This is a genomic window from Ferrovibrio sp. (assembly GCF_029255545.1).
GTDB lineage: Bacteria > Pseudomonadota > Alphaproteobacteria > Ferrovibrionales > Ferrovibrionaceae > Ferrovibrio.
The window spans coordinates 30,313-52,072 of sequence record NZ_JANLJJ010000016.1 but is presented as its reverse complement, the minus strand read 5'-3'; the positions used below and the strand labels follow the sequence as shown (position 1 = coordinate 52,072).

Genomic DNA, 21,760 nt, shown 5'->3' with positions numbered 1-21,760 from the left:
ACTGCTGAAAAGATCTATAAAAATGCCAACCAAACGCATGACTGGAGCGGAAAGGATGTACATCAAAAGGGCATTCTTGGAGCGCAATGCCTTCGCGACGTTGTTCGGCGAGGCACTTATACTGCTTGCTGGTACGATGCTTCTGACGGCATCAGCGAAAGTACAGGTTCCGTACTATCCGGTTCCGATGACGACGCAGACCCTGGTCGTTGTCGCGCTTGGCCTGTTCCTCGGGCCTGTCCGCGGTTCCGGCGTGATCATTGCCTATATCCTGCAGGGGCTGGCGGGCTTTCCGGTCTTCGCGGGCACACCGCCGACGCCTTCAGGGCTGGCATATGTTGCCGGCCCGACGGGCGGCTATCTTGCGGGCTTTGCGATATCGGCCTATGTGGCGGGATGGCTGGCAAGAAGAGGATATGCGAAGTCAATCTTTGGGGCTGTCACCATTGCCATTGCCGCAAGTGTGATGATCTACGTTCCAGGGCTTGCGTGGCTGGGTGTTTTCACCGGCTATGGCGAGGGTCTTCTCTCGACCGGGTTATATCCATTTCTGTTGGGTGACCTGCTCAAATCGACGATTGCCGGTCTGCTCTATATTGCCGGATCCGTGATCCTTCCACGATTCGGCCATGTCTCGGGAAAAGAGACCAGTAAGAAATAACGAGTTGCTTCTTCTTGCTCGCGAGCGACGTGGACATCGTAAGCGATGTTCGCCAAGGAGAACGGCTTTCGGCTCGTGACCATGTGACCGAATGCTGGCACAAGGGCTTCATCCTGCCGGCGAACTGACCCGTGGAGGAAACGCGCGGTGCTACATGCCCGCTTGGCGATTCTTCGTGCGGCCTTCGCTCAGACCCCTTTTTGTCAATCTAACAAATGTTAGAATAAACTCTGGCAGTCGTGAATAGTCGGGGAGGATCAGCCATGGCGATGCCGCTATGTGATGTGCGGATCGTTGAACTTGGCGATGTGATCGTGGGGCCGCTGGCAGCAGCACTTCTCTCGGATTTCGGTGCCGAGGTGATCAAGGTCAAAGCCCCCGACCGAGGCGATATGTTGCGCGATCTGGGGCCTAAGGGGCGGGACGGGATTGGTGTCTGTTGGAAGACGCTTGCCCGGAACAAACGAATTCTCACGCTCGATTGGAAAACCAACGCGGGGCGCGAGGTCCTCGCAAAGCTGATTGAAAATGCTGATGTTCTGGTGGAGAATTTCCGCTCCAGCGTGCTCGACCGGGCGGGGATTGGGCCGGAGGTTCTAAATGAATGGAACGCCGATCTGGTCATATTGCGGGCTACGGGCAGGATGGGCCGAAACCGAGGGTTCCAAACGTTGGAACCAATCCACTAGGGCGTGAAATACCTGGACATGATGGATGTGCTGGTGCCGATGGCATCGCAGCCGACCGAGATGTCGAGCCGCAACTGGATGATGCCCCGCCTGCTGGCCGAAACGGTGAAAAACGATCCGGACTATATGACGGCAATTACACCAGCCAGCCGAAGTCACGGAGATCGCCAACCTGATCTTCGCCACCGGCTAGCGGCACACTGGCGAAGCAGAAGCAGGCCCCGACGCGCGCAGCGGCCGACAAGTATATCGACGAGCGGCTGGCCGCGCCGTTCACAATGACTTCGTCTATCAGTGGGCCTCCGGAGACCGGCGTGATGGCTGAAGCGATGAAACGGGTGAAGTACGGCAGATGCAACTCATTACGGCCAGCACCGAAACGCGCAGCCATGGCACGACCGGCACGGCAAAATTCTATGCCGCGCCGCTAAAATACCCGTCCTCCCTGCCCAGATCACCCAGAGGCGTGCCGCATATTATGGTATATGACACGCCTCTGCCACTTCCGCCGGGCGGAACCTCACATTAACCCCTGATATCCTTTAGTATTTCCATTGTTTTCAATGCTGGCGCAGATCGCGCTTGCGCTAGTGTTTCACTCTTCGTAGGATGGCACAATGATTGGACCAATAGTGGAAGCCCCGACCAAGGACTTCGCCCCGGTTAAGACCCGGCGGGTGTTCGAAGTCGTCGCGGACCAGATCCACGCCCAGATGCAGAGCGGCGCATTGCGGGTGGGCGACCGACTGCCGAACGAGCGCGACCTGGCCGCCCATTTCCAGATCAGCCGCCATGCCGTGCGCGAGGCGCTACGCAACTTGGAAAGCCGTGGCGTCGTGCGGCTGAAAAAAGGCTCCAAGGGCGGCGCCTTCGTCACCGATGCCCAGCATTATGCGGTGGCCAGCGTGGTGCGCGACATGTTCCAAGTCGGCGATATATCGCTGACGCAGCTCACCGAGGCCCGGCTGTGGATCGAGGCCGTGGTGGTACGCGAAGCCTGCCTGAGCGCCGATGCCGCAGCCCTGGCCCATATGGAAGAGAATGTCGCCCAGGCCGCCGCGCTGACCAAGGCCGGCAAGATGGTCGAGAAGACCCAGGTCAATATCGAATTCCACATCCTGCTGGCCAAGGCCACCGACAATCCGGTGCTGGTCATGATGATGAAGGCACTGATGGATGTGCTGCAGGCCTTCGTCATCCAGATCGGCTCGGTCATGGCCATGGATGTGATCCGCTCCCGCACGCGGCTGCTGCAGCATATGAAAGCGCGCGATGCCGATGCCGCCGTGACGGAAATGGAGCGGCATCTGAAGCGGCTGCATCGTCATTACATCGAATCCGCCTTGGCGCGCAGCCTTGGCAAGGATGAGAAACTGGTTCCGAAATAGTGCAAGTAAAGGGAAGAAATGTCTGATCGGTTGGAAACGCTTGAACTCTTAAAACAAACTGTACGGCGCTTCGTGCGCGACGATCTGATTCCGGCGGAAGAAGATGTCGAGGAGCATGACAGGATTCCGGAGCCGATCATCCAGCAGCTCAAATCGCTCGGCCTCTTCGGCATGACCATCCCGGAGGAATATGGCGGACTGGGCCTGTCGCTGTTCGAAGAAGTCAGCATCGTCTTCGAGGTCGCCTATGCTTCGCCGGTCTTCCGCTCTTACTTTGGCACCAGCAACGGCGTCGGCACGCTGGGCATCATCTCGCATGGCACGGAGGAACAGCGGCGGCGCTATCTGCCGCGCATAGCCAAAGGCGATCTGATCGCCTCCTTCTGCCTGACCGAGCCCGATGCCGGATCGGATGCCGCGGCCCTGACCACCAAGGCGGTGCGCGACGGCGACCATTACATCATCAACGGCACCAAGCGTTTCACCACCAATTCGCCGCATGCCGGCATCTTCACCGTCTTTGCCCGCACCGCGCCGGCCGAAACGAGATCCCGCGGCATCTCCGCCTTCCTGGTCGAGCGCGGCACGCCCGGCATCACCGTCGCCAAGCCCTATCGCAAGATGGGTTTCCGCGGTTCGCATACCGCCGATGTGATCTTCGAGGATGTGCGCGTGCCGGCCTCCAGCCTGCTGGGCGGCAGCGAAGGCACCGGCTTCATCGCCGCCATGCAGTCTCTGGACCATGCCCGTCTGCATATGTCCGCCGTGGCCGTCGGCATGTGCGAGCGCCTGATCCATGAGGGCGTGCGTTATGCCGGCGAGCGCAAGCAGTTCGGCAGGACCATCGGCCAGTTCCAGTTGATCCAGGCCATGCTGGCCGACTGCGCGGCAGAAGCGCTGGCAGCACGGGCCATGGTGGAGAAGGTGGCGACGGAATACAGCGCCGGCCGCCATGTCTCCAAGGAATCCGCCTGCTGCAAGTATTTCGCCACCGAAGCGCTCGGCCGCATCGCCGACCGCGTGCTGCAGATCCATGGCGGCTACGGCTACATCAAGGAATATCCGGTCGAGCGTCTGTTCCGGGATGCACGGCTTCTGAGGATTTTTGAAGGCACCAGCCAGATCCAGCAACTGGTCATCGCCAAGGAGATGTTGAAGCAGGCAAGTTGAAGCGCTGCCGTGTAAGGCAGAAACCCGGGAGGAAACAATGAAAATACTGAGTTTGTGCATAGCCGCCTGCGCGGCCCTGATGGCCCTGCCCGTCCAGGCGCAGAAATGGCCGGACAAGCCGATCCACTGGATCCTGCCCTATGCGGCCGGCGGACCGTCGGATGCGCTGGTGCGTGCGATCGCACCGAAGCTCTCCGACGAGCTCGGCGTGCCGGTGGTCATCGAGAACCGCACCGGCGCCGGCGGCAACATCGCCATGATGGCGGTGGTCAAAGCGGCGCCGGACGGTTACACCATCGGCCTGGGCGGCACCGGCACCCATGCGGTCAATCCGCATATCCAGCTCGCCATCCCCTATGACGTGACCAAGGACTTCACGCCGATCAGCCCGATCGTCTCCTATGTCAATGTGCTGGTCGTCAACAGCAACGTGCCAGTCAAGACCGTGGGCGAACTGGTGGCCTATGCCAAGTCCAATCCGACCACCGTGACCTTCGCCTCGGGCGGCAAGGGCACATCGAACCAGCTTTCGGCGGAACTGCTGAGGGTCATCACCAATGCGCCGATGGTGCATGTGCCCTATCGCGGCAGCGGCCCGGCCATGATCGACCTGATCGCCGGCCACGTGACCTTCATGTTCGATATTCTGGTCACCGCCATGCCGCAAATCGAAAGCGGCAAGGTGCGGGCGCTCGCCGTCACCAGCTCGAAGCGCAGTCCCTATGCGCCGAATATCCCGACCATGAGCGAGGCCGGCGTGCAGGGCTATGAGCAGGCCGGCAACGACCTCTGGTTCGGCATCTTCGCGCCGCCGAATCTGCCGGACGATATCGCCGGCCGGCTGCACGCCGCCGTGGTGAAGGCGATGAACTCGCCGGAGATCGAGGCGCGCCTGCGCACCCAGTCCTATGACAAATGGACCCTGCCGCCAAAGGCGTTCGCCGATTTCGTGAAGACCGATTACCAGAAATGGGGCAAGGTCATCGAAGCGGCGAAGATCGAGAAGGAATAACGCTTGAGTGGTCCGCTACAGGGTATCCGCGTCCTCGACCTGACCAGCGTGGTCATGGGCCCCTATGCCACCCAGATCCTGGGCGACTATGGCGCCGATGTGATCAAGATCGAACCGCCCGATGGCGATGTGATGCGGCTAGCCGGCCCCATGCGCAATCCGCGCATGGGGCATCTTTATCTCAGCACCAACAGCAGCAAGCGCTCCGCCGTCATAGACCTCAAGCTGGCGGAAGGCCGTGCCACACTGCTGCATATGGCCACGCGCGCCGATGTGCTGGTCTACAACATCCGCCCGCAGGCGATGAGCCGGCTGGGTCTTGGCTATGACGAGATCCGCGCCGTCAATCCTAAGATCATCTATGCCGGCGCCATGGGGTTCAGCCAGCGCGGCCCCTATGCGGCGCGACCGGCTTATGACGACCTGATCCAGGGCATGGCCGGCATTCCCTGGCTGGTGCAGCAGGGCGGCGCGGATCTGCCGCGCTATGCCCCGATGATCCTGGCCGACCGCATCATCGGCCTGCAGGTGGCCAATGCCATCACCAGTGCGCTGTATCACCGCGAGCGCACCGGCGAAGGCCAGCGCATCGACGTGCCGATGTTCGAAGGGCTCGCCTCGATCACCATGGGCGAGCATCTCTCCGGCCGCCTGTTCGATCCGCCGCTCGGCACGGCCGGCTACAAGCGCAGCCTGTCGGCCGAACGCCGGCCCTACCGAACCAGCGACGGCTATATCTGCGTCATGGTCTATAACGACAAGCAGTGGCGCAGCCTGTTCGATGCCGTCGGCGAGCCAGGGAAGTTCTCCGCCGATGCCCGTTTCTCGTCGCAGGGCGCGCGGCTTGAACATATCGACGAGGTCTACGGCTATCTGGTGAAGCTGATCGAGACCCGCACTACGGCCGAATGGCTGGCGCTGTTCCAAGATGCCGACATTCCGGCGGCGCGGATGAATTCCATCGACGATCTGCTGACCGACGAGCATCTAGTCGCCACCGGCTTCGTGCGCCGCTACGAGCATCCCTCCGAGGGCATGCTCTACGAGTCCGGCATTTCCACCGAATGGTCGCATTCGCAGCCCGAACGTCGGCGGCCGGCACCCCGGCTGGGCGAACATACGGCGGAAGTGCTGTCTGAATTCGACATCGCGCCGGACTGCATTGCCCGGCTGCGGGCGGCTGGCGTGATCTCGCAGGATTAAGCCGCAACACGGGTTTTTCCCGGCTGGTGCACCGGAGGGTCATCCATGCGATAACCCTCCCGCTTTCTGCCCTGTCCGGACGTCATGATCGTCACAATCCTGAACGATCGCCATGTTGCCATCATCGGCGGCGGCCCGGCCGGTCTGATGGCCGCCGAGCTGATCGCCGGCGCCGGCATCGCCGTCAGCGTCTTCGAGCGCACGCCCCGCATGGGACGCAAAATTCTGATGACCGGGCGCGGCGGCGGACTGGATGGGCCGATATCTGGAGCGCTTTTCGAGGGCATCCTGTGGGTGGCCCGGACCGGTTCGCATTGGCGACCCCTGCCGGATGAGTACAGCAAATGGAACAGTGTGTTCTGTCGCTTCCGCCGCTGGGTGATAACCGGGGTGTTCGATGTCATCCTGGAAAAGCGGACCGACCTGGCGAGCCGGGACCGACGTGCTGACAGGGTGGACAGCACCGTGATCCGGGCACATCACTGCGCGGTCGGTATAAAAAGGGGACTCAAAATCAGGAAGCGCTTGGCCGCTCTCGCAGTGGCTTCTCGACCAAAATCCACGTCCGCTGCGACGCCCGGCTGCCCGTTCGGCTTCGCGCTCACGCCGGGCCAGGCGCACGATACGCAGGGTTTTATGACGCTGCTGCGGATGATCGACGACCGCATCCAAGCGCGCGGTGGCGACAAGGGATACGACAGCGATGCGATCCGCGAGGAACTGCACAAAGCCGGGATCGAGCCGGTGATTCCGGCAGGCCGCAATCGCAGGCAGTCTGTCGACCTCGACCGCGAGACCGCCAAAGAGCACAACAGCATCGAACGCATGTTCAACAAGCTGAAGAACTGGCGCCGCGTCGCCACCTGATACGACAAATCGGCGGATTCTTTCCTCGTCTCCGTCTCAATCGCGGCCATCATACAATGGCCGCCTTTCGTCCACGAAACCTAAAACCCCGGAGCGAGGCCGTTTGTAATTGGGGGTTGCTTGTTTTTCTAACATGCGTTAGGTTCGGCCAGATCAAGGACAACAGTCCGGTCCGCATTTGGGAGGGGCATCATGCCGGAAGCCGGTTACGGGTTTTCCCGTGAACGACTGCGCAATCACCAAACGGTGTTTGCCAACGGGTTGTTTTCGGGAAAAACCATTGTCGTGACCGGCGCGGGGGGCGGTCTGGGTCTGGCAATCGCCACCTTATTCGCACGTCTCGGGGCCAATCTTGCCATCAACGGACGGAATGAGGAAAAGCTCGCAGAAGCCGCGAAATTCCTGCGTGGCTTTGGCGGGCAGGTGCTCGCTCATCCCATGACGATCCGGAACCCCGAGCAGGTGCAGAATTTCATCGATACTGTGAGCGATCAGTTCGGCGGGTTCGACATTCTGGTGAACAATGCCGGCGGACAGTTTCCGCAGCCCGCCCTTGACTACACGCCGAAGGGCTGGAACGCCGTTATCGATACAAACCTCAATGGGACCTGGTGGATGATGCAGTCCGCGGCTCGGAACTGGGTCAAAGCCGGGCGCCCTGGCGCCATCGTGAGCATTGTCGCCGATATCTGGCGCGGGATGCCCGGTATCGCACATAGCTGCGCCGCGCGCGCGGGCGTCATCTACCTGTCGAAATCGGTGGCTGTTGAGTGGGCGCCGCACACCATTCGTGTCAACTGCGTGGCGCCGGGATGCTGTGAAAGCACCGGGTTCGCGCGATATCCCAGGGAGGGGGCTGCGACATTTGAGGAGTCGAACCCGATGCGCCACGCCGGCGACGAATGGGATGTCGCCGAAGCAGTGGTCTATTTGGCTGCGCCCTCCGGCAAGTTCATTACTGGCGAAGTGTTGACGGTGGACGGGGGCCAGCAGCTATGGGGCGACCCCTGGCCGACAGGTCGGCCCGACTATTTCCGTGTCGCGTGATACTAACAAGAGCTTCGACGGCGATATGAAAGAAATGGATAACAATTACAACCGGCGTCAAGCAGACGCCAAAGTACCTCCTGTATTGGAGTGCTGCGGGATCGAACGTCGGTTCGGCGGTATCGTTGCCGTTACCGGTGTTGACCTCAGTATTCGCAGAGGCGAGATATTCGGACTTGTCGGCCCAAACGGGAGCGGAAAGACGACGGTGACCAATGCGATCACCGGATTCTATCCACCGAACAAAGGCTCGATATATCTCGATGGCAAGGACATCACAGGCACCGCGCCTCACAAGGTTGCTACGCTTGGGGTTGCCCGAACTTTCCAGAACCTCGCTCTGTTCAACGGCATGAGCGTTCTTGAGAACATTCTTTTGGGGCGTCACATCCACATGAAGCCCGGTGTTTTTCCCACCGCACTGTACTGGTGGTTGGCGCGACCAGAAGAGATGAGGAATCGGGAAGTCGTCGAGGAAGTGATCGAGTTCCTCCAACTGGAGAGCATCCGCAACGAACTCGTGGATGGCATCCCGATCGGTCTCAAGAAGCGGGTGGAACTCGCGCGAGCGCTGGTCGCCGAACCTCATCTTCTCATTCTCGACGAGCCCATGGCGGGCATGAACCAGGAGGAGAAGGGGTACATGGCCCGTTTTATTCTCGATGCGAGAGCCGAACGGGGCATCAGCGTCCTGCTGATCGAACACCACATGGATGTCATTACCGGAATCTGTGACCGGATGCTGGCGCTCAATTATGGCGAGATGATCGCCAGTGGGCTTCCCAAGGAGGTCGTCAAGGATCCCCGTGTCGTTGACGCGTATATCGGGGGCGCGCATGGCTGAGAACTCAAAAAGCCGGACGATCGCGGGAGAAACCATTGCTTCGGTTTTAATGAGGAATGCGTCCGAGCACCCCAACGACATCGCGTTGCGCGAAAAAGAGCGCGGGATCTGGAAGGCAACCACCTGGTCTCAATATGCCGAAGAAGTGCTGACCTGCGCGGCCGGTCTAGATGGGCTCGGCTTGAAGCGGGGTGACGCGGTGCTCATTCTCGGCGATAATCGCGTTCGCCTCTATTGCGGTATGCTGGCACTGGCCATGCTCGGGGTCCACGCAATGCCGGCCTTTCCGGGCACCACGCTGGAAGAGCTCCAGCTTTTCGTGGACGAGACGAGCGTCGTGGCCGCTCTTGCCGAGGACCAGGAGCAGGTGGACAAGATCTTGGAACTGCGTAGTGCCGGAGCCACGCAGTTGAAACACATCGTCTATGACGATGTCCGTGGCCTCGGCTTTTCCGAGCTACCCGGGCTCATGTCCTGGGAAGATCTCATCGAGATCGGCAGCCGCCGTTTCAATGGTGAGCCGGGTTTGCGCGAGGACCTGATTGGTCGAGCGAAGCCCGACGATCCGGCGGTGTTCCTGCATTCGTCGGGCACGACTGGCAAGCCCAAGGGCGTTGTGCTGAGCCAGAAGAACGTCCTAGCGGCGGCACGGAACGGCCATGCCGCCGGCGCCTTCGATTTCGAAGAGGAGATTTTGGCCTATCTTCCGATGGCCTGGGTAGGCGATTACGCAATCTCGGTAGCCGCCGCGCTTTTGTTGCGCTTTACCGTCAATGTGCCCGAACGACAAGAAACTGTGCTGCGGGATCTGCGCGAAATCGCACCGACTTTCTACCTGGCCGCGCCGCGCAGCTGGGACAACATTCTGACCACCATTCAAGTGGGCATCGAGAATTCCAGGCCGCTGAAGAAGCGCCTCTATCACTTCTTCATGGACTGGGCCATCGCTGCCGAGCGGCGGAAGCTCGACGGCAAGAACCGCGGCGCTCTCGAGTGGCTCGGACGATTCCTTGGAGAATTGCTCGTCTTCGGCCCGATCAAGGATCAGTTCGGCATGAGTCGTCTTACGAACGCCTTCACCGGAGGCGAGGCGATCGGAGAGGACACATTCGTATTTTATCGAGCGCTCGGGATCAAGCTGCGCCAACTCTACGGTCAGACGGAGAACAGCGCCATCAACGCGATCCAAGCACCCGATGAGGTGCGCCTCCACACCGTAGGCAAGCCCGCCCCTGGCGTCGAGGTGAAAATTGCCGATAAGGGCGAAATTCTCCTGAAGGCGGACAGCGTTTTCGCAGGATACTATCGAAATCCCGCTGCTTCGGCCGAGACGCTTATCGACGGCTGGCTGCATACCGGTGATGCCGGCTATCTCGAAGACGATGGTCATCTCGTAGTGCTCGGCCGCGTCTCAGAAGTTATGCACACAAAAGCCGGTGAACGCTATGTACCCAATTATATCGAGAACCGGCTGAAGTTCAGCCCATACATTAAAGACGCTGCGGTGATCGGGTCCGACCGCGACGAGCTGACGGCGATGGTTTGCATCGATATAGATGCCGTGGGCCACTGGGCCGAAGTGAATGGAGTGCCCTATGTTTCCTATGCCGATCTGTCGCAGCGAGAAGAAGTGGCTACGCTCCTGCGAGAGGCTTTTCGGCGACTCAACAAAACCCTCCCGGAACCTCTACAGCTCAAGAGGTTCGTTAGCCTGCACAAGGAATTCGACCCCGACGATGGTGAGATCACGCGCACCCGCAAACTGCGTCGAAAGGTGGTCGAAGACCGCTACGAGAAGGTGATTGCGGCACTTTATGACGGCTCAAAGCACGTCCATGTCAGCGCTGTGGTGACTTACGAAACGGGCGATACGGGAAGGGTCGACCGCACCCTCCCAATAAGGGAGGTTTAGATGGATTTGATTCTCCTGGCCGAACTAGCGGTGAACGGAGTTCTCACCGGGTTGCTCTATTCGCTGTTCGCGATCGGCCTAGTACTGATCTACAAGGCCTCTTCCGTGCCAAACCTATCGCAAGGCGGGCTCACCATGGCGGGAGCCTACGTGGTATTGGCCCTGGCTCACGATATGGGGCTTCCGCTATGGGTCGCGATCCCGCTGGCAGCGGTCGTCATGTTCGTTTTCGGTATGGGGATCGAGCGGGTTGCGCTGCGCCGGCTCGCTGGCAGGCCGGTCGTGATGATCCTCATGATGACGCTGGGGATCGACATCTTTCTGCGCGGCACGACATTAGCGATCTGGGGGGGCACCTCCCGGTCGGTCGACCTGGGCGTGAGTTATGAACCACTCTTCGTAGGCGACATATTGGTCAGCCGCATCCATTTGCTTGGCGCTGCGGTGGCCATCCTGTTGTTTGTGGTTTTCGTCCTATTCTTCCGCACCCGGCTGGGTATCCGTCTGCGCGCGATAGCCGACGATTACATGGCCTCATGGTCCGTCGGCATATCCGTCGAACGGGGCGTTGGCCTGTCGTGGGGACTGGCTTCGATCGTTGCGGTGTCAGCAGGCATCATATGGGGCGAAATCCAGGGCGTCGACCAATCGCTGTCGCTCCTGCTGCTCAAAGGTCTGACCGTAGCGGTCCTTGGGGGCCTGGACAGCATATTTGGCGCGGTGCTCGCGGGGATCATTCTCGGAATCATCGAGAATGTAGGGTCCGCTTATCTGGACCCGTTCGTGGGCGGTGGCAGCCGCGACCTGATCATGGCAGCGGTGCTGATCCTCACCGTCATGCTTCGGCCCCATGGCCTGTTTGGCCGTACTGACATCGAAAGGGTTTGACGCGATGTTCTACAGGCTATCCGGGGTTCATCATAACAGCTACGTATCCGAAAGTCGGCTCTACAGGATTCCAGCCGACAGAAATCTTGCGCTCTTCTTTCTCGCGCTTGGCCTCGTAGCACCGCTCCTTGTCGGGTCGCTGTACCTCAACAGCTATTTGTTACCCTGGCTTGTCTGGACGGCAGCGGCGCTCGGCCTCAACCTAGTGACGGGTTGGGCTGGCCAACTGCACCTTGGCTATGCGGCGGTGATGGCCGTGGGTGCATATTCGGCCGTTCACGCGGCCAAGTTCGGAATCCCCTGGGAGTTTGCGCTCCTTATCGGTGGAATCTCCGCCTCCGTTGTCGGCAGCCTGTTTGCCTTCGCGGCCCTGCGGGTGAAGGGCCTGTATCTGGCTTTGACCACGCTGGCCATGCAGTTTGTCATGGATTGGGTGCTGACCCATTCCCCCGCGATCTCGGGCGGCTCGCATGCTTCGCTGCAGGCGCCTACATTTGCTCTTCTGGGCCAGCCAATCACGTCGGACATCGGCCTGTACTATATCGCCTTCTCCTGGTGCCTCCTGGTAACTGTTTTCATGTTGAACCTGCGCCGTACCGGCCTCGGTCGTGCGCTAGTCGCCGTTCGTGAGAAGGATTACGCAGCAGCCATTCTCGGAGTGAATAGCTTCTACTACAAGATTGTTGCCTTCGCGACCTCCTCCTTTATCGGCGGAGTTAGCGGAGCGGTCCTCGTTGCTACATTCTTCTTTCTAGCCGCACCCGAGCAGTTTTCCGTCACCGTGTCGATTCAGGTTCTGGCGATGGTCATCGTTGGCGGCCTCGGCAGCACAATCGGCACCTTTTTTGGGGTAGCGCTCATCCTGCTGGCCCCCGGTGTCGTCAACGGAATCGTGGCGAAAGGCGCGATAGCACTAGGGCTTCAGCTGAATGTCGAAACGCTGGCCCACATTCCAACGGCCACCTATGGAGCGCTCATCATCATCATTCTGATGGTCGAACCTCTAGGTCTCGGCAAGCTCTATGGCAACATCCGCGACTACCTGATGGTGTGGCCCTTTGATCAACTGAAGAGGTAGGCCGCAGATGACCCCGGCTCTGGAAAAAGAAGCAGCTAGCATCCTGTCGATGAACAGTATCGAGGTCCTCTACGACAATGTCATGCTGGCAATTAAAGGGGTTTCCATTCAGGTTCCAAGAGGAGGAATGGTGGCGCTACTCGGGTCGAACGGAGCCGGGAAGAGCACGACGTTGAAGGCAATCAGCGGCCTTCTGAAGGTCGAGCGGGGTCGCATCAGTCGCGGCGAGATCAGCTTCGACGGCTCGGTGATCACCGGTCTGCCAGCGCAGCAGCGCGTAGAGATGGGGATTTGCCATGTGATCGAAGGTCGTCGTGTCTTCGAACACCTGACCCCAGACGAGAACCTGGAAGCGGCCGCGCCGGTTTCGATGAACCGGGCCACGCTGAAAGCCGAAAAGCAGAGGATCTACGAGTACTTCCCGCGCCTCGCTGAACGGAAGAACTCCCAGGCGGGCTATCTCTCAGGTGGCGAGCAGCAGATGCTGGCGATCGGTCGCGCACTGATGACACAGCCCCGTCTTCTGATGCTCGATGAACCGAGTCTCGGCTTGGCCCCTTTCCTGGTCACCGAAATATTCGGCATCATCAGGAGGATCAATAAGGAACAGGGATTGTCGGTTTTACTGGTCGAGCAGAATGCCCTGGCGGCATTGGAGATCGTGTCCGATGGATATTTGATCGAGAATGGCCGCGTCGTCATGCACGACACGGCGCAAGCGCTCAAGTCGAACTCCGACATTCAGGAGTTCTACCTCGGAGGAGGCTCCGCCACCAATTTCCACGAGATCAAACACTACAGTCGGCGGAAACGCTGGCTGAGCTGACCGATATTTAATGAGACTGGGAGGATAAAATGCGACCGATTGGAAGGGCATTATCTTTTGCCTTGCTCGCCGCAGGCCTCCTCTCGGCATCTGCCAAGGCGGCAGATCCCAAGCCATTCAGGGTTGGCGTTTGCTACGATCTAAGCAAAGCATACACCTTCGCTACGCCGCAGGTGTCGCAAGCGGCGCTGGATCTTGCCGCCCTCGTCAATATGAAAGGTGGGATCGGTGGGACGCAGGTGGAAGTGATCGTTCGCGACCACGGCAATGAGCCGCAGCGCGGCGTCGAATGCTACAGCAAGCTCAGCCGCGACGGCGTGTTCGTTTTCGACACGCTTTCCACGCCTGTTTCGCTGGCGATCTTACCGCGCGCCTTGAAGGATAAGCGAATTCTGATGCAATCGCTTGTTGGGCGAGGCGACGCCGTTGACGGCACAGTGTTCAGCTGGATCTATCCGGTTGGACCGACCTATTGGGGCCAGGCAGCCAACGACATTGCCTATATCAAGAAACTGCATGGCGGAAATCTCTCGGATGTGAAGGTTGGCTTTGTCTACTTCGATTACCCCTTCGGGCAGGAGCCCATTGAGATTCTCAAGACGCTTTCGGAGAAGGAAGGGTTTGAACTGATCCTCTATCCGGTTCCACTCCCTGGCAGCGACCAGGCGAGCGCCTGGTCCAAAGTGCGCCGGGACAAACCCGACCACATCATCAGCTGGATGCTCGGCGGTGCGCATGTGGTCGCATCAAAGGAAATGAAGCGCAACGGCATTCCGGTGGAGAAATACATTTCGGTCAACTGGCTCAACGAGGTGGATATCTCCAACATCGGCGCGGATGCAGCGAAGGGAATCAAGCGCGGCACGAATGTCGTCGGCGGCCAGGACATTCCACTCTACAAGGAGATCGTGGCCGAACTTTACCAGAAGGGCCAAGGCAGTGGCCCGGTCGAGAAGACGCGGGACGTTTTCTATAACACCGGCCTTGCGATGTACTCGATCGTGTTTGAAGCGGCCCGTCAGGCGGTTTCGTTGCATGGCCATCCGATCACCGCTGAGACCTACAAGGCCGGGCTGGAAGCGATCATGAATTTCGACGCAAACGGTCTCATGGCGCCGATCACCGTGACGGCGAGTGACCATGGCGGCGGCGGTCGCACGCGCATAGAGATGTGGGACGGGGCCACATGGGTACCGCAGACAGACTGGATCGCGGCCTATCAGGATGTTGTCTGGAAGGTTGTGAAGCAGAGCTCCTCGAAGTTCGACGGTAAGTAAAGCGAGGAGATGGGGGGCCGCATCAGCGGCTTAGATGCCCAGGCCGGCGAAATGGCCATCGATAAGGAAGCGATATGCAACAGGAGGTTCAACATGACTATCTTCAATAGAGTGATTCCCGCTGTACTGGTCGCGGTGCTGGGGCTGGCAACGCAAATGGCCGCTGCACAGGACAAAAAGCCGATCCGCTTCGGCCTTTGCTTTGACCTGAGTAAATCTTACACCTTCATCTCGCCGCAGGTCGCGCAGGCTGCGCAGGATCTTGCCAAATACACAAACGACAACGGCGGGATAGCAGGCAATCCAGTCGAGGTGATCGTGCGCGACCACGGCAACGAGCCCCAGCGCGGTGTCGAATGCTACGAACAGCTAAAACGCGAGGGCGTTTTCCTGTTCAATTTCCTTTCGACGCCTGTAACGAACGCCGTTCTGCCACGCGCCATGAAAGATGGCAACATCGTGCTGCAATCCTTCGTCGGCCGGGGCGACGCGGTCGACGGCAAGGTATTCGACTGGATTTTCCCGGTTGGTCCAACCTACTGGCAGCAGGCCGCCAATGACGTTGCTTTCATTAAGAAGAAGATGGGGGGCAATCTTGGCAAAGCCAAGATTGGCTTCATCTATCTCGACTATCCTTTCGGTCAGGAGCCGATCGAGATCCTGAAGACACTCTCTGAGAAGGAGGGTTTTGAACTCAAGCTCTATCCAGTGCCGCTTCCCGGAAGCGACCAAGCAAGTGCTTGGACCCAGATCCGCCGGGACAAACCGGATTATGTGATCAGTTGGATTCTGGCCGGCGGTCACGTCGTGGCCTCGAAGGAGATGAAGCGCAACGGCTTTCCGATCGATCGCTATCTGGCGGTCAACTGGCTGAACGAGGTCGATATCAACAATATCGGTGCACAGGCGGCCAAGGGAATCCTGCGTGGCACCAACGTGGCCGGCGGCCAGCAAGTGCCTCTCGTCAAGACCATGCTCGAGACCTTCTACGCGAAGGGCAAAGGCAGCGGACCGGAATCGCTTGTCCGCGATGTCTATTACAATACCGGCTTGGCGATCTATTCGGTGGGAATAGAGGCCGCCCGCCTCGCTATCAAGAAGAACGGCTCGCCGCTAACCCCCGAAAGCATGAAAACTGGCTTTGAATCGATTAAGGACTTCGATGCCAATGGCCTTATGGCCCCGGTGACCGTTACTCCTGAGGACCATGGCGGAGGCGGAAAAACCCGTGTCGAGCAGTGGAATGGCTCGACTTGGGTGCCGCTTACGGATTGGAGCGCTGACTATACTGACGTGGTATGGAAGGTGATCAAGGAAAGCTCGTCTAAATTCACTGTCAAGTAACTTGACGGCGCGCCTGCGGGTCACTCTGACCCGCAGGCATGAACCGTTCCATCAGTATGCAAGGGCATTCTCCAGGGGATCGAACAATGGAAAGCAGCCCGATCGAAGTGTCCGTCGACGCTGGTGTGGCCACTGTGTTTATCAATCGGCCCGAACGCAAGAACGCGCTGTCGGTCGCCGCCGCTAACGGATTGGTCGATGCATGGGAGCGGATCGAGGCCGACGAAACGGTCAGGGTTTCGATCTTGACCTCGGCCGACTGCGGCATATTCAGCGCCGGGCTCGATCTGAAGGAAGCGGCCGAAATCGCGCGAACCGACGGCGAGGACATCCTGGGCAAAATGCGCGATCCCTTTAACGAAACGATGCGCGGCTGTCGCAAACCGATCATTGCCGCGATGACCGGCTCGCTGATGGCTGGCGGGATGATGCTGGCGTTGAACTGCGATCTGCGGGTTGGCCTTAAGGGAACCAAGGTAGGGATCACCGAAGTTAAGCTTGGGCGCGGCTCGCCCTGGGTCGCGCCGGCGCTGTGGATGCTGCCGCAGCCGATCCTGATGGAAATCGTTCTGACCGGCGATCTCATGTCGATCGAGCGGCTGCACGATTTCGGTTTCACCAATTATCTTGAAGACACGCCCGACCTGGTTCGCGAACGGGCCCGCGATCTCGCACGTCGGATCGCCACTGCCGCACCGCTTTCGGTACTCGCGGCGAAGGGCAGCGTGCGCGCAACTATGAATCTGGGCTGCGCCGGCGGGCTGGAAGAGGGTAAGCGCCTGCATCAGTTTGTCTATGCCAGCCAGGACGCCATCGAAGGCCCGCGGGCCTTTGCTGAAAAACGAGCGCCCGTCTGGCGAGGTCGGTAAGGGAGAGACAGGAATGGGCGATTTGATGCGGCTCGACCTTGACGGGCCGGTTGCCGTTCTCCGTTTTCTTTGCCCAGAACGGCGCAACCCCTACAGCCTCGCCTTCGTGGAGGCCCTTGTCGCCAATCTGCGGCTGGCCGAGAAGGACGAAGCGATTCGTGCCGTGGTGATGACCGGTGGCGAGCATTTCAGCAGCGGCGGTGATCTTATCGGCTTCCGCGCCGAGATCGCCAAGGGCGCCCGTACCACATTGCAGATGGTCGACATGGTCCACGAAGGCGGTCGTGCCGCTTATCAATTCAGAAAACCGCTGATCGCCGCGGTGTGTGGAATCGCCTATGGCGCGGGGCTGAGCCTTGCACTATCTGCCGATATTATCGTCGCAGCTGAGGATGCCCGCCTGTGCGAGGTCTTTGCCAGGATAGGCGGATGTCCGGATACCGGTTCGAGTTGGCTCCTGCAGCAGCGCGCCGGCGCCGGGATAGCCCGGATGTTGGTGCTTACCGGCCGAGAGATCGACGGTCGCGCGGCCCGCGAGCTCCGTATTGTGGAGGAATGCGTGCCGCCCGGCGAGGTCGAGAACCGGGCCATTGAGATCGCGCGAGAGGTTGCCGCCCACCCCGCATTCGGTATTCAGACTGCCAAGCGCGTCATGCGGGCTGCTGCCGGATGCTCCTACCTTCAGGCGCTGGAGATTGAGCGCGACTCGCAGACTGTGCTCCTTTGCGCCCACGACTTTCCCGAGGCGATGACGGCTTTCCAGGAAAAGCGGCCGCCTCGGTTCAAGGACTGCTGAATCCGGCAAAACAACCCGCCAAACAGCGATAGGAGAAACGCCTGTGAAGGTGCTCGTGCCCGTCAAACGCGTGGTCGACTATAACGTGAAGGTTCGCGTGAAGGCGGACGGCAGCGGTGTCGATCTCTCGAATGTGAAGATGTCGATGAACCCTTTCGACGAAATTGCGGTTGAGCAGGCGATTCGCCTGAAGGAAGCGGGTGCGGCGGACGAAGTCGTAGCCGTTTCGATCGGAGTTAAGCAGGCGCAGGAAACGCTGCAGACCGCCCTGGCCATGGGGGCGGACCGGGCAATATTGATTGTGGCGACCGCAGATGTGCATCAGGACATCGAGCCTCTGGCGGTCGCGAAGATTCTGAAAGCGGTGATCGAGGAGGAGGAGCCCAACCTGGTGCTCGCCGGAAAGCAGGCGATTGACAACGATATGAATGCTACTGGGCAGATGCTTTCGGCGCTGCTGGGCTGGAGCCAGGCGACGTTCGCCTCCAAGCTGGAGATAAAAGGCGACCATGCGGTCGTCACCCGCGAGATCGACAGCGGGCTGCAGACAATCAAGGTCAAACTTCCGGCGATCGTGACTGTCGATCTGCGCCTCAATGAACCCCGCTACGCTTCGCTGCCGAACATCATGAAGGCCAAGAAGAAGCCGCTCGACCAGAAAACAGCAGCGGACTACGGCATCGATGTTAGCCCTCGGCTTGAACTGGTGAAGACGGCCGAACCGGAAGCTCGGCGGGCCGGAGAAGTCGTGCCCGATGTCGATACGCTCGTTGCGAAACTCAAAGAGAGGGGGGCGGTGTGATGTCTGTTCTTCTGCTGGGCGAAATGAATGACGGCGAACTGGTACTGGATCCCACCGCCAAGGCGGTGAATGCCGCCAAGGCGCTCGGCGAGGTCACCGTGCTCTGCGCCGGGGCTTCGGCTGCGACTGCCGGTGCGACCGCCGCGAACATTGAGGGCGTGGCGAAGGTTCTGGTGGCCGAGCACCCGGCGCTGAGCCATCGCCTTGCCGAACCGACTGCGGCTTTGATCGCTAGCCTTGCTGCTGGCTATTCGCATATCATGGCTCCGGCCACTTCAGAGGCCAAGAACGTGATGCCTCGGGTGGCCGCGCTACTTGACGTGATGGTGATATCCGACGTCTCGGGCATTATCGATACGGATACGTTCGAGCGCCCGATCTATGCTGGTAATGCTATCCAGACGGTGAGATCAAAAGACGCCAAGAAGATCGTAACCCTTCGAACCTCGGCTTTTAAGGCTGCGGCCATGGGTGGTTCGGCTAAAGTGGAGGCGGTAGAAATTGCTGGCGATCCGGGCCTATCGGAATGGGTTGAGGACATGGTGGCCGAAAGCAACCGCCCCGAACTGACCTCGGCGGGCATCGTCGTCTCTGGCGGGCGCGGTGTCGGCTCGGAAGAAGATTTCGCGTTGGTCGTAAACTTGGCCGACAAGCTCGGCGCGGCAGTGGGCGCCTCTCGGGCCGCAGTCGACGCTGGCTTTGCGCCGAACGACTGGCAGGTCGGCCAGACAGGCAAAGTCGTAGCGCCCGAACTCTACCTTGCCGTGGGCATCTCCGGGGCGATCCAGCACCTTGCAGGTATGAAGGATTCCAAGATCATTGTCGCGATCAACAAGGATCCGGACGCCCCGATCTTCCAGATCGCGGATTACGGCCTCGTAGCCGATCTGTTCAAGGCCGTGCCCGAGCTGATTGAGAAGCTCTGAGGCGCAGTTTCGGTATCGTTCTAAAGCCTTGCGAAGAACCGCCAGCAGCAGCTAACGGCGCGTGATCGCTCCCGGAGCTTATCGGTGCGGCGAGCAAATTCATTGTGCTCCATCTTGATAACCCGGGCCTCCCCGTTTGGACGGCCGACGCGCAAAATGGCACGGTGACCGCCGGTTCCAGCCAAGCAGTCTCGCAGTAGACCCTTTTTGCCGCAGTCGTATTCTCCTCGACGCTCGAATTCGGGCTTGCTGAAAATCGAACATCTGTTAGAAATATCGCCGGGTGCCGAAGCGAGGCGAGGTAGTTCAGGATGCATGAAGGCCCGGATCTAGCGTTTCGAAAGGGTCTGTCAGAAGGGCGAATCGTTCTTCCTAAGTGCGACGCTTGCAGGCGCTTCCACTTTTTCCCGCGCGTAGTCTGCCCGCATTGTTACGGAACCTTGTTCACGTGGCGCGAGGCTTCCGGCAAGGGCGAGATCCATACCACAACCGTGGTCCGGCGCTCGACCAATCAGGGTGGCGATTACAACGTCTGCATTGTCGAACTGGAGGAAGGGGTTCGGATGATGAGCCGCGTTGAGGGCGTTCCGCCTCCTGACGTGGAAATCGCCATGCCGGTGATCGCCTACGCGGGAGAGATCGACGGCACACCCGCCGTGCTGTGCAGGCCGGAAGGGAGTTAAAGATATGGAGAACCGGCTGCGCGGCAAATCGGCGATCGTTGGCACCGGACACGCCGGCTTCGGCGAGGCGCCTGGACTGACTGCCTACGACATCATGGCACAGGCGGGCCTGGCGGCACTGGCGGACGCGGAGCTGAAACTGTCCGATGTGGACGGGCTCTTCTGCACGATGATGGAAGATAGCATGCCGGCGCTGATGGCGGCGGAATATCTTGGCATCCGCCCGCGTTTCGTCGAGGGCACGATGACCGGCGGCTCTTCCTTCGTCAACTACGTTGCCGCAGCGACGATGGCGCTCGAGGCGAGGCTGTGCGATGTGGCGCTGATCGTCTACGGCTCGAACCAGCGCAGTGGGTCGGGCAAGCTCGTTACGGCTTCGCGACCGCCGCCTTATGAACAGGTGTATCAGCCGCGCTATCCGATCTCCGCCTATGCTCTTGCGGCGGCGCGGCACATGCACGAATTCGGGACCACGCGCCAGCAGCTCGCCGACGTGGCGGTCGCCGCGCGGGCCTGGGCGCAGCACAATCCCGAGGCTTTCGCGCGCGGCGATCTGACACGTGAGGATGTGCTCGCCTCCCGCATGGTTAGCGATCCACTGACTGTGTGCGATTGCTGCCTCGTCACCGATGGTGGCGGGGCGCTCGTGATGGTGCGGTCCGAGCGGGCGCGGGATTTCCCCAAACCGCCCGTTTACGTCCTGGGTTGCGGCGCCGAGAGTACGCATCGACAGATTTCCCAGATGCCGGATTTCACCGTCACCGCGGCCAGGGAATCGGGTGCGCGCGCCTTCGCCGCAGCAGGGGTATCTCCGTCCGACATCGACGTGGTCGAGCTTTACGATGCTTTCACCATTAATACGATCCTTTTTCTGGAGGACCTGGGTTTTTGCAAGAAGGGCGAGGGCGGGGCATTCGCGGAGGGCGGGCGGATCGCGCCAGGGGGTGACTTGCCGGTCAACACCAATGGCGGTGGACTGTCCTGCGTCCATCCGGGCATGTACGGCATCTTCACGGTTATCGAGGCCGCCCGCCAGATCCGGGGCGATGCGCCGGGGCTTCAGATCGCAAATGTCGATCTGGCGCTCGCCCATGGCAACGGCGGCACGCTATCGAGCCAGATCACCGCGATTCTGGGCTCGGAGAACACGTTATGAAACGACAGGGAAGGCAAGGCGATGCCGCTCAATTATGAGGCTCTCGCGAACTGGAAATTCGAAGACGTCAGGCAGACCCTTACCAAGCGCGATACCATGCTATATGCGCTCGCTCTGGGCTTTGGCGAGGATCCCCTGGACGAAAAGGAACTCGCCTATGTCTACGAAGACGGGCTGATGGCCGTTCCGTCGATGGCCGTGACACTTGGCTATCCCGGTTTCTGGCTGCGCGACCCACGCACAGGCATCGATTGGAAGAAGGTCCTGCATGGCGAGCAGTGGCTGGAAGTCTATAAGCCATTGCCGGTCGATGGTGAACTGA

The 21,760-nt window shown here is 60.0% G+C and carries 22 protein-coding genes and 3 pseudogenes; 24 read left to right on the top strand and 1 reads right to left on the bottom strand.

Features of this window, described 5'->3' with window-relative positions; all coding sequences use genetic code 11:
• Positions 1-22 precede the first annotated feature (22 nt).
• Together Q1J79_RS02080 and Q1J79_RS02075 are read left to right on the top strand one after the other, a co-directional pair.
• Positions 23-661: a biotin transporter BioY gene (locus Q1J79_RS02080; RefSeq protein ID WP_300295814.1), complete on the top strand. Its 639-nt coding sequence runs from the start codon at positions 23-25 to the stop codon at positions 659-661.
• Positions 662-924: 263 nt separating this feature from the next.
• Positions 925-1,350 (top strand): CoA transferase, encoded by a 426-nt coding sequence (locus tag Q1J79_RS02075; protein ID WP_300295811.1) that lies wholly within the window; start codon positions 925-927, stop codon positions 1,348-1,350.
• 136 nt (positions 1,351-1,486) lie between these two features.
• On the opposite strand, the gene Q1J79_RS02070 is transcribed toward Q1J79_RS02075, so the two are convergent.
• Positions 1,487-1,741: a hypothetical protein gene (locus tag Q1J79_RS02070; RefSeq protein WP_300295808.1), complete on the bottom strand. Its 255-nt coding sequence runs from the start codon at positions 1,739-1,741 to the stop codon at positions 1,487-1,489.
• 226 nt (positions 1,742-1,967) lie between these two features.
• On the opposite strand from Q1J79_RS02070, the gene Q1J79_RS02065 reads away from it, so the two are divergent.
• From Q1J79_RS02065 to Q1J79_RS01965, 22 genes and pseudogenes are all read left to right on the top strand, one after another.
• Entirely contained in the window at positions 1,968-2,738 is a 771-nt protein-coding gene (locus Q1J79_RS02065; RefSeq protein ID WP_300295805.1) for a FadR/GntR family transcriptional regulator, read from the top strand.
• An 18-nt stretch (positions 2,739-2,756) separates the two neighbouring features.
• Entirely contained in the window at positions 2,757-3,908 is a 1,152-nt protein-coding gene (locus Q1J79_RS02060) for an acyl-CoA dehydrogenase family protein (protein ID WP_300295802.1), read from the top strand.
• A 37-nt stretch (positions 3,909-3,945) separates the two neighbouring features.
• Positions 3,946-4,920, top strand: a complete 975-nt coding sequence (locus Q1J79_RS02055) for a tripartite tricarboxylate transporter substrate binding protein (RefSeq protein ID WP_300295800.1) — start codon at positions 3,946-3,948, stop codon at positions 4,918-4,920.
• Between the two features lie 3 nt (positions 4,921-4,923).
• Entirely contained in the window at positions 4,924-6,123 is a 1,200-nt protein-coding gene (locus Q1J79_RS02050) for a CoA transferase (protein ID WP_300295797.1), read from the top strand.
• A gap of 84 nt (positions 6,124-6,207) precedes the next feature.
• Positions 6,208-6,369, top strand: a pseudogene (locus tag Q1J79_RS02045) (NAD(P)/FAD-dependent oxidoreductase); the annotation flags it as partial.
• Positions 6,352-6,990 carry an IS5 family transposase gene (locus tag Q1J79_RS02040; RefSeq protein WP_300295884.1) on the top strand — a complete coding sequence of 213 codons (639 nt, stop codon included), beginning with the start codon at positions 6,352-6,354 and terminating at the stop codon, positions 6,988-6,990. The pseudogene Q1J79_RS02045 and the gene Q1J79_RS02040, both read left to right, overlap by 18 nt.
• 192 nt (positions 6,991-7,182) lie before the next feature.
• Entirely contained in the window at positions 7,183-8,037 is an 855-nt protein-coding gene (locus Q1J79_RS02035; RefSeq protein WP_300295794.1) for an SDR family oxidoreductase, read from the top strand.
• On the top strand, positions 8,027-8,881 hold the full coding sequence (locus Q1J79_RS02030; protein ID WP_300295791.1) for an ABC transporter ATP-binding protein: 855 nt from the start codon (positions 8,027-8,029) through the stop codon (positions 8,879-8,881). Before Q1J79_RS02035 ends, Q1J79_RS02030 begins: the two co-directional genes overlap by 11 nt.
• Positions 8,874-10,793 (top strand): long-chain fatty acid--CoA ligase, encoded by a 1,920-nt coding sequence (locus tag Q1J79_RS02025; RefSeq protein WP_300295788.1) that lies wholly within the window; start codon positions 8,874-8,876, stop codon positions 10,791-10,793. The genes Q1J79_RS02030 and Q1J79_RS02025 overlap by 8 nt, the downstream gene beginning before the upstream one ends.
• Positions 10,794-11,681 carry a branched-chain amino acid ABC transporter permease gene (locus Q1J79_RS02020; protein ID WP_300295785.1) on the top strand — a complete coding sequence of 296 codons (888 nt, stop codon included), beginning with the start codon at positions 10,794-10,796 and terminating at the stop codon, positions 11,679-11,681.
• Positions 11,644-12,759, top strand: a complete 1,116-nt coding sequence (locus Q1J79_RS02015; RefSeq protein ID WP_300295782.1) for a branched-chain amino acid ABC transporter permease — start codon at positions 11,644-11,646, stop codon at positions 12,757-12,759. Before Q1J79_RS02020 ends, Q1J79_RS02015 begins: the two co-directional genes overlap by 38 nt.
• A gap of 7 nt (positions 12,760-12,766) precedes the next feature.
• Positions 12,767-13,585, top strand: coding sequence for an ABC transporter ATP-binding protein (locus tag Q1J79_RS02010; protein WP_300295779.1), 819 nt, complete (start codon positions 12,767-12,769; stop codon positions 13,583-13,585).
• A gap of 29 nt (positions 13,586-13,614) precedes the next feature.
• Positions 13,615-14,862 (top strand): ABC transporter substrate-binding protein, encoded by a 1,248-nt coding sequence (locus Q1J79_RS02005; protein WP_300295776.1) that lies wholly within the window; start codon positions 13,615-13,617, stop codon positions 14,860-14,862.
• Between the two features lie 93 nt (positions 14,863-14,955).
• Complete coding sequence (locus Q1J79_RS02000) at positions 14,956-16,206, top strand: ABC transporter substrate-binding protein (protein WP_300295773.1); 1,251 nt, start codon at positions 14,956-14,958, stop codon at positions 16,204-16,206.
• A gap of 86 nt (positions 16,207-16,292) precedes the next feature.
• Positions 16,293-17,075 (top strand): enoyl-CoA hydratase-related protein, encoded by a 783-nt coding sequence (locus Q1J79_RS01995; RefSeq protein WP_300295771.1) that lies wholly within the window; start codon positions 16,293-16,295, stop codon positions 17,073-17,075.
• Positions 17,076-17,088: 13 nt separating this feature from the next.
• Positions 17,089-17,871, top strand: coding sequence for an enoyl-CoA hydratase-related protein (locus Q1J79_RS01990; RefSeq protein WP_300295768.1), 783 nt, complete (start codon positions 17,089-17,091; stop codon positions 17,869-17,871).
• Between the two features lie 43 nt (positions 17,872-17,914).
• Positions 17,915-18,673, top strand: a complete 759-nt coding sequence (locus Q1J79_RS01985) for an electron transfer flavoprotein subunit beta/FixA family protein (protein ID WP_300295765.1) — start codon at positions 17,915-17,917, stop codon at positions 18,671-18,673.
• A complete protein-coding gene (locus tag Q1J79_RS01980) occupies positions 18,673-19,599 on the top strand; it encodes an FAD-binding protein (RefSeq protein ID WP_300295762.1) in 927 nt (308 codons plus the stop codon). The genes Q1J79_RS01985 and Q1J79_RS01980 overlap by 1 nt, the downstream gene beginning before the upstream one ends.
• Positions 19,600-19,910: 311 nt before the next feature.
• A pseudogene (locus Q1J79_RS21085) lies at positions 19,911-20,027 on the top strand (zinc ribbon domain-containing protein); the annotation flags it as partial.
• 12 nt (positions 20,028-20,039) lie between these two features.
• Positions 20,040-20,282 carry an OB-fold domain-containing protein gene (locus Q1J79_RS01975; protein ID WP_300295760.1) on the top strand — a complete coding sequence of 81 codons (243 nt, stop codon included), beginning with the start codon at positions 20,040-20,042 and terminating at the stop codon, positions 20,280-20,282.
• 4 nt (positions 20,283-20,286) lie between these two features.
• On the top strand, positions 20,287-21,438 hold the full coding sequence (locus tag Q1J79_RS01970; protein WP_300295757.1) for a thiolase: 1,152 nt from the start codon (positions 20,287-20,289) through the stop codon (positions 21,436-21,438).
• Between the two features lie 21 nt (positions 21,439-21,459).
• Positions 21,460-21,760: pseudogene (locus Q1J79_RS01965) on the top strand (3-alpha,7-alpha,12-alpha-trihydroxy-5-beta-cholest-24-enoyl-CoA hydratase); the annotation flags it as partial.

Coding starts and splice junctions, on each gene's coding strand:
- Q1J79_RS02080 (WP_300295814.1), top strand. CDS start 23: ATGCCAACCAAACGCATGACTGGAGCGGAAAGGATGTACATCAAAAGG.
- Q1J79_RS02075 (WP_300295811.1), top strand. CDS start 925: ATGGCGATGCCGCTATGTGATGTGCGGATCGTTGAACTTGGCGATGTG.
- Q1J79_RS02070 (WP_300295808.1), bottom strand. CDS start 1,741: ATGGCTGCGCGTTTCGGTGCTGGCCGTAATGAGTTGCATCTGCCGTAC.
- Q1J79_RS02065 (WP_300295805.1), top strand. CDS start 1,968: ATGATTGGACCAATAGTGGAAGCCCCGACCAAGGACTTCGCCCCGGTT.
- Q1J79_RS02060 (WP_300295802.1), top strand. CDS start 2,757: ATGTCTGATCGGTTGGAAACGCTTGAACTCTTAAAACAAACTGTACGG.
- Q1J79_RS02055 (WP_300295800.1), top strand. CDS start 3,946: ATGAAAATACTGAGTTTGTGCATAGCCGCCTGCGCGGCCCTGATGGCC.
- Q1J79_RS02040 (WP_300295884.1), top strand. CDS start 6,352: ATGACCGGGCGCGGCGGCGGACTGGATGGGCCGATATCTGGAGCGCTT.
- Q1J79_RS02035 (WP_300295794.1), top strand. CDS start 7,183: ATGCCGGAAGCCGGTTACGGGTTTTCCCGTGAACGACTGCGCAATCAC.
- Q1J79_RS02025 (WP_300295788.1), top strand. CDS start 8,874: ATGGCTGAGAACTCAAAAAGCCGGACGATCGCGGGAGAAACCATTGCT.
- Q1J79_RS02020 (WP_300295785.1), top strand. CDS start 10,794: ATGGATTTGATTCTCCTGGCCGAACTAGCGGTGAACGGAGTTCTCACC.
- Q1J79_RS02015 (WP_300295782.1), top strand. CDS start 11,644: ATGGCCTGTTTGGCCGTACTGACATCGAAAGGGTTTGACGCGATGTTC.
- Q1J79_RS02010 (WP_300295779.1), top strand. CDS start 12,767: ATGACCCCGGCTCTGGAAAAAGAAGCAGCTAGCATCCTGTCGATGAAC.
- Q1J79_RS02005 (WP_300295776.1), top strand. CDS start 13,615: ATGCGACCGATTGGAAGGGCATTATCTTTTGCCTTGCTCGCCGCAGGC.
- Q1J79_RS02000 (WP_300295773.1), top strand. CDS start 14,956: ATGACTATCTTCAATAGAGTGATTCCCGCTGTACTGGTCGCGGTGCTG.
- Q1J79_RS01995 (WP_300295771.1), top strand. CDS start 16,293: ATGGAAAGCAGCCCGATCGAAGTGTCCGTCGACGCTGGTGTGGCCACT.
- Q1J79_RS01990 (WP_300295768.1), top strand. CDS start 17,089: ATGGGCGATTTGATGCGGCTCGACCTTGACGGGCCGGTTGCCGTTCTC.
- Q1J79_RS01980 (WP_300295762.1), top strand. CDS start 18,673: ATGTCTGTTCTTCTGCTGGGCGAAATGAATGACGGCGAACTGGTACTG.
- Q1J79_RS01970 (WP_300295757.1), top strand. CDS start 20,287: ATGGAGAACCGGCTGCGCGGCAAATCGGCGATCGTTGGCACCGGACAC.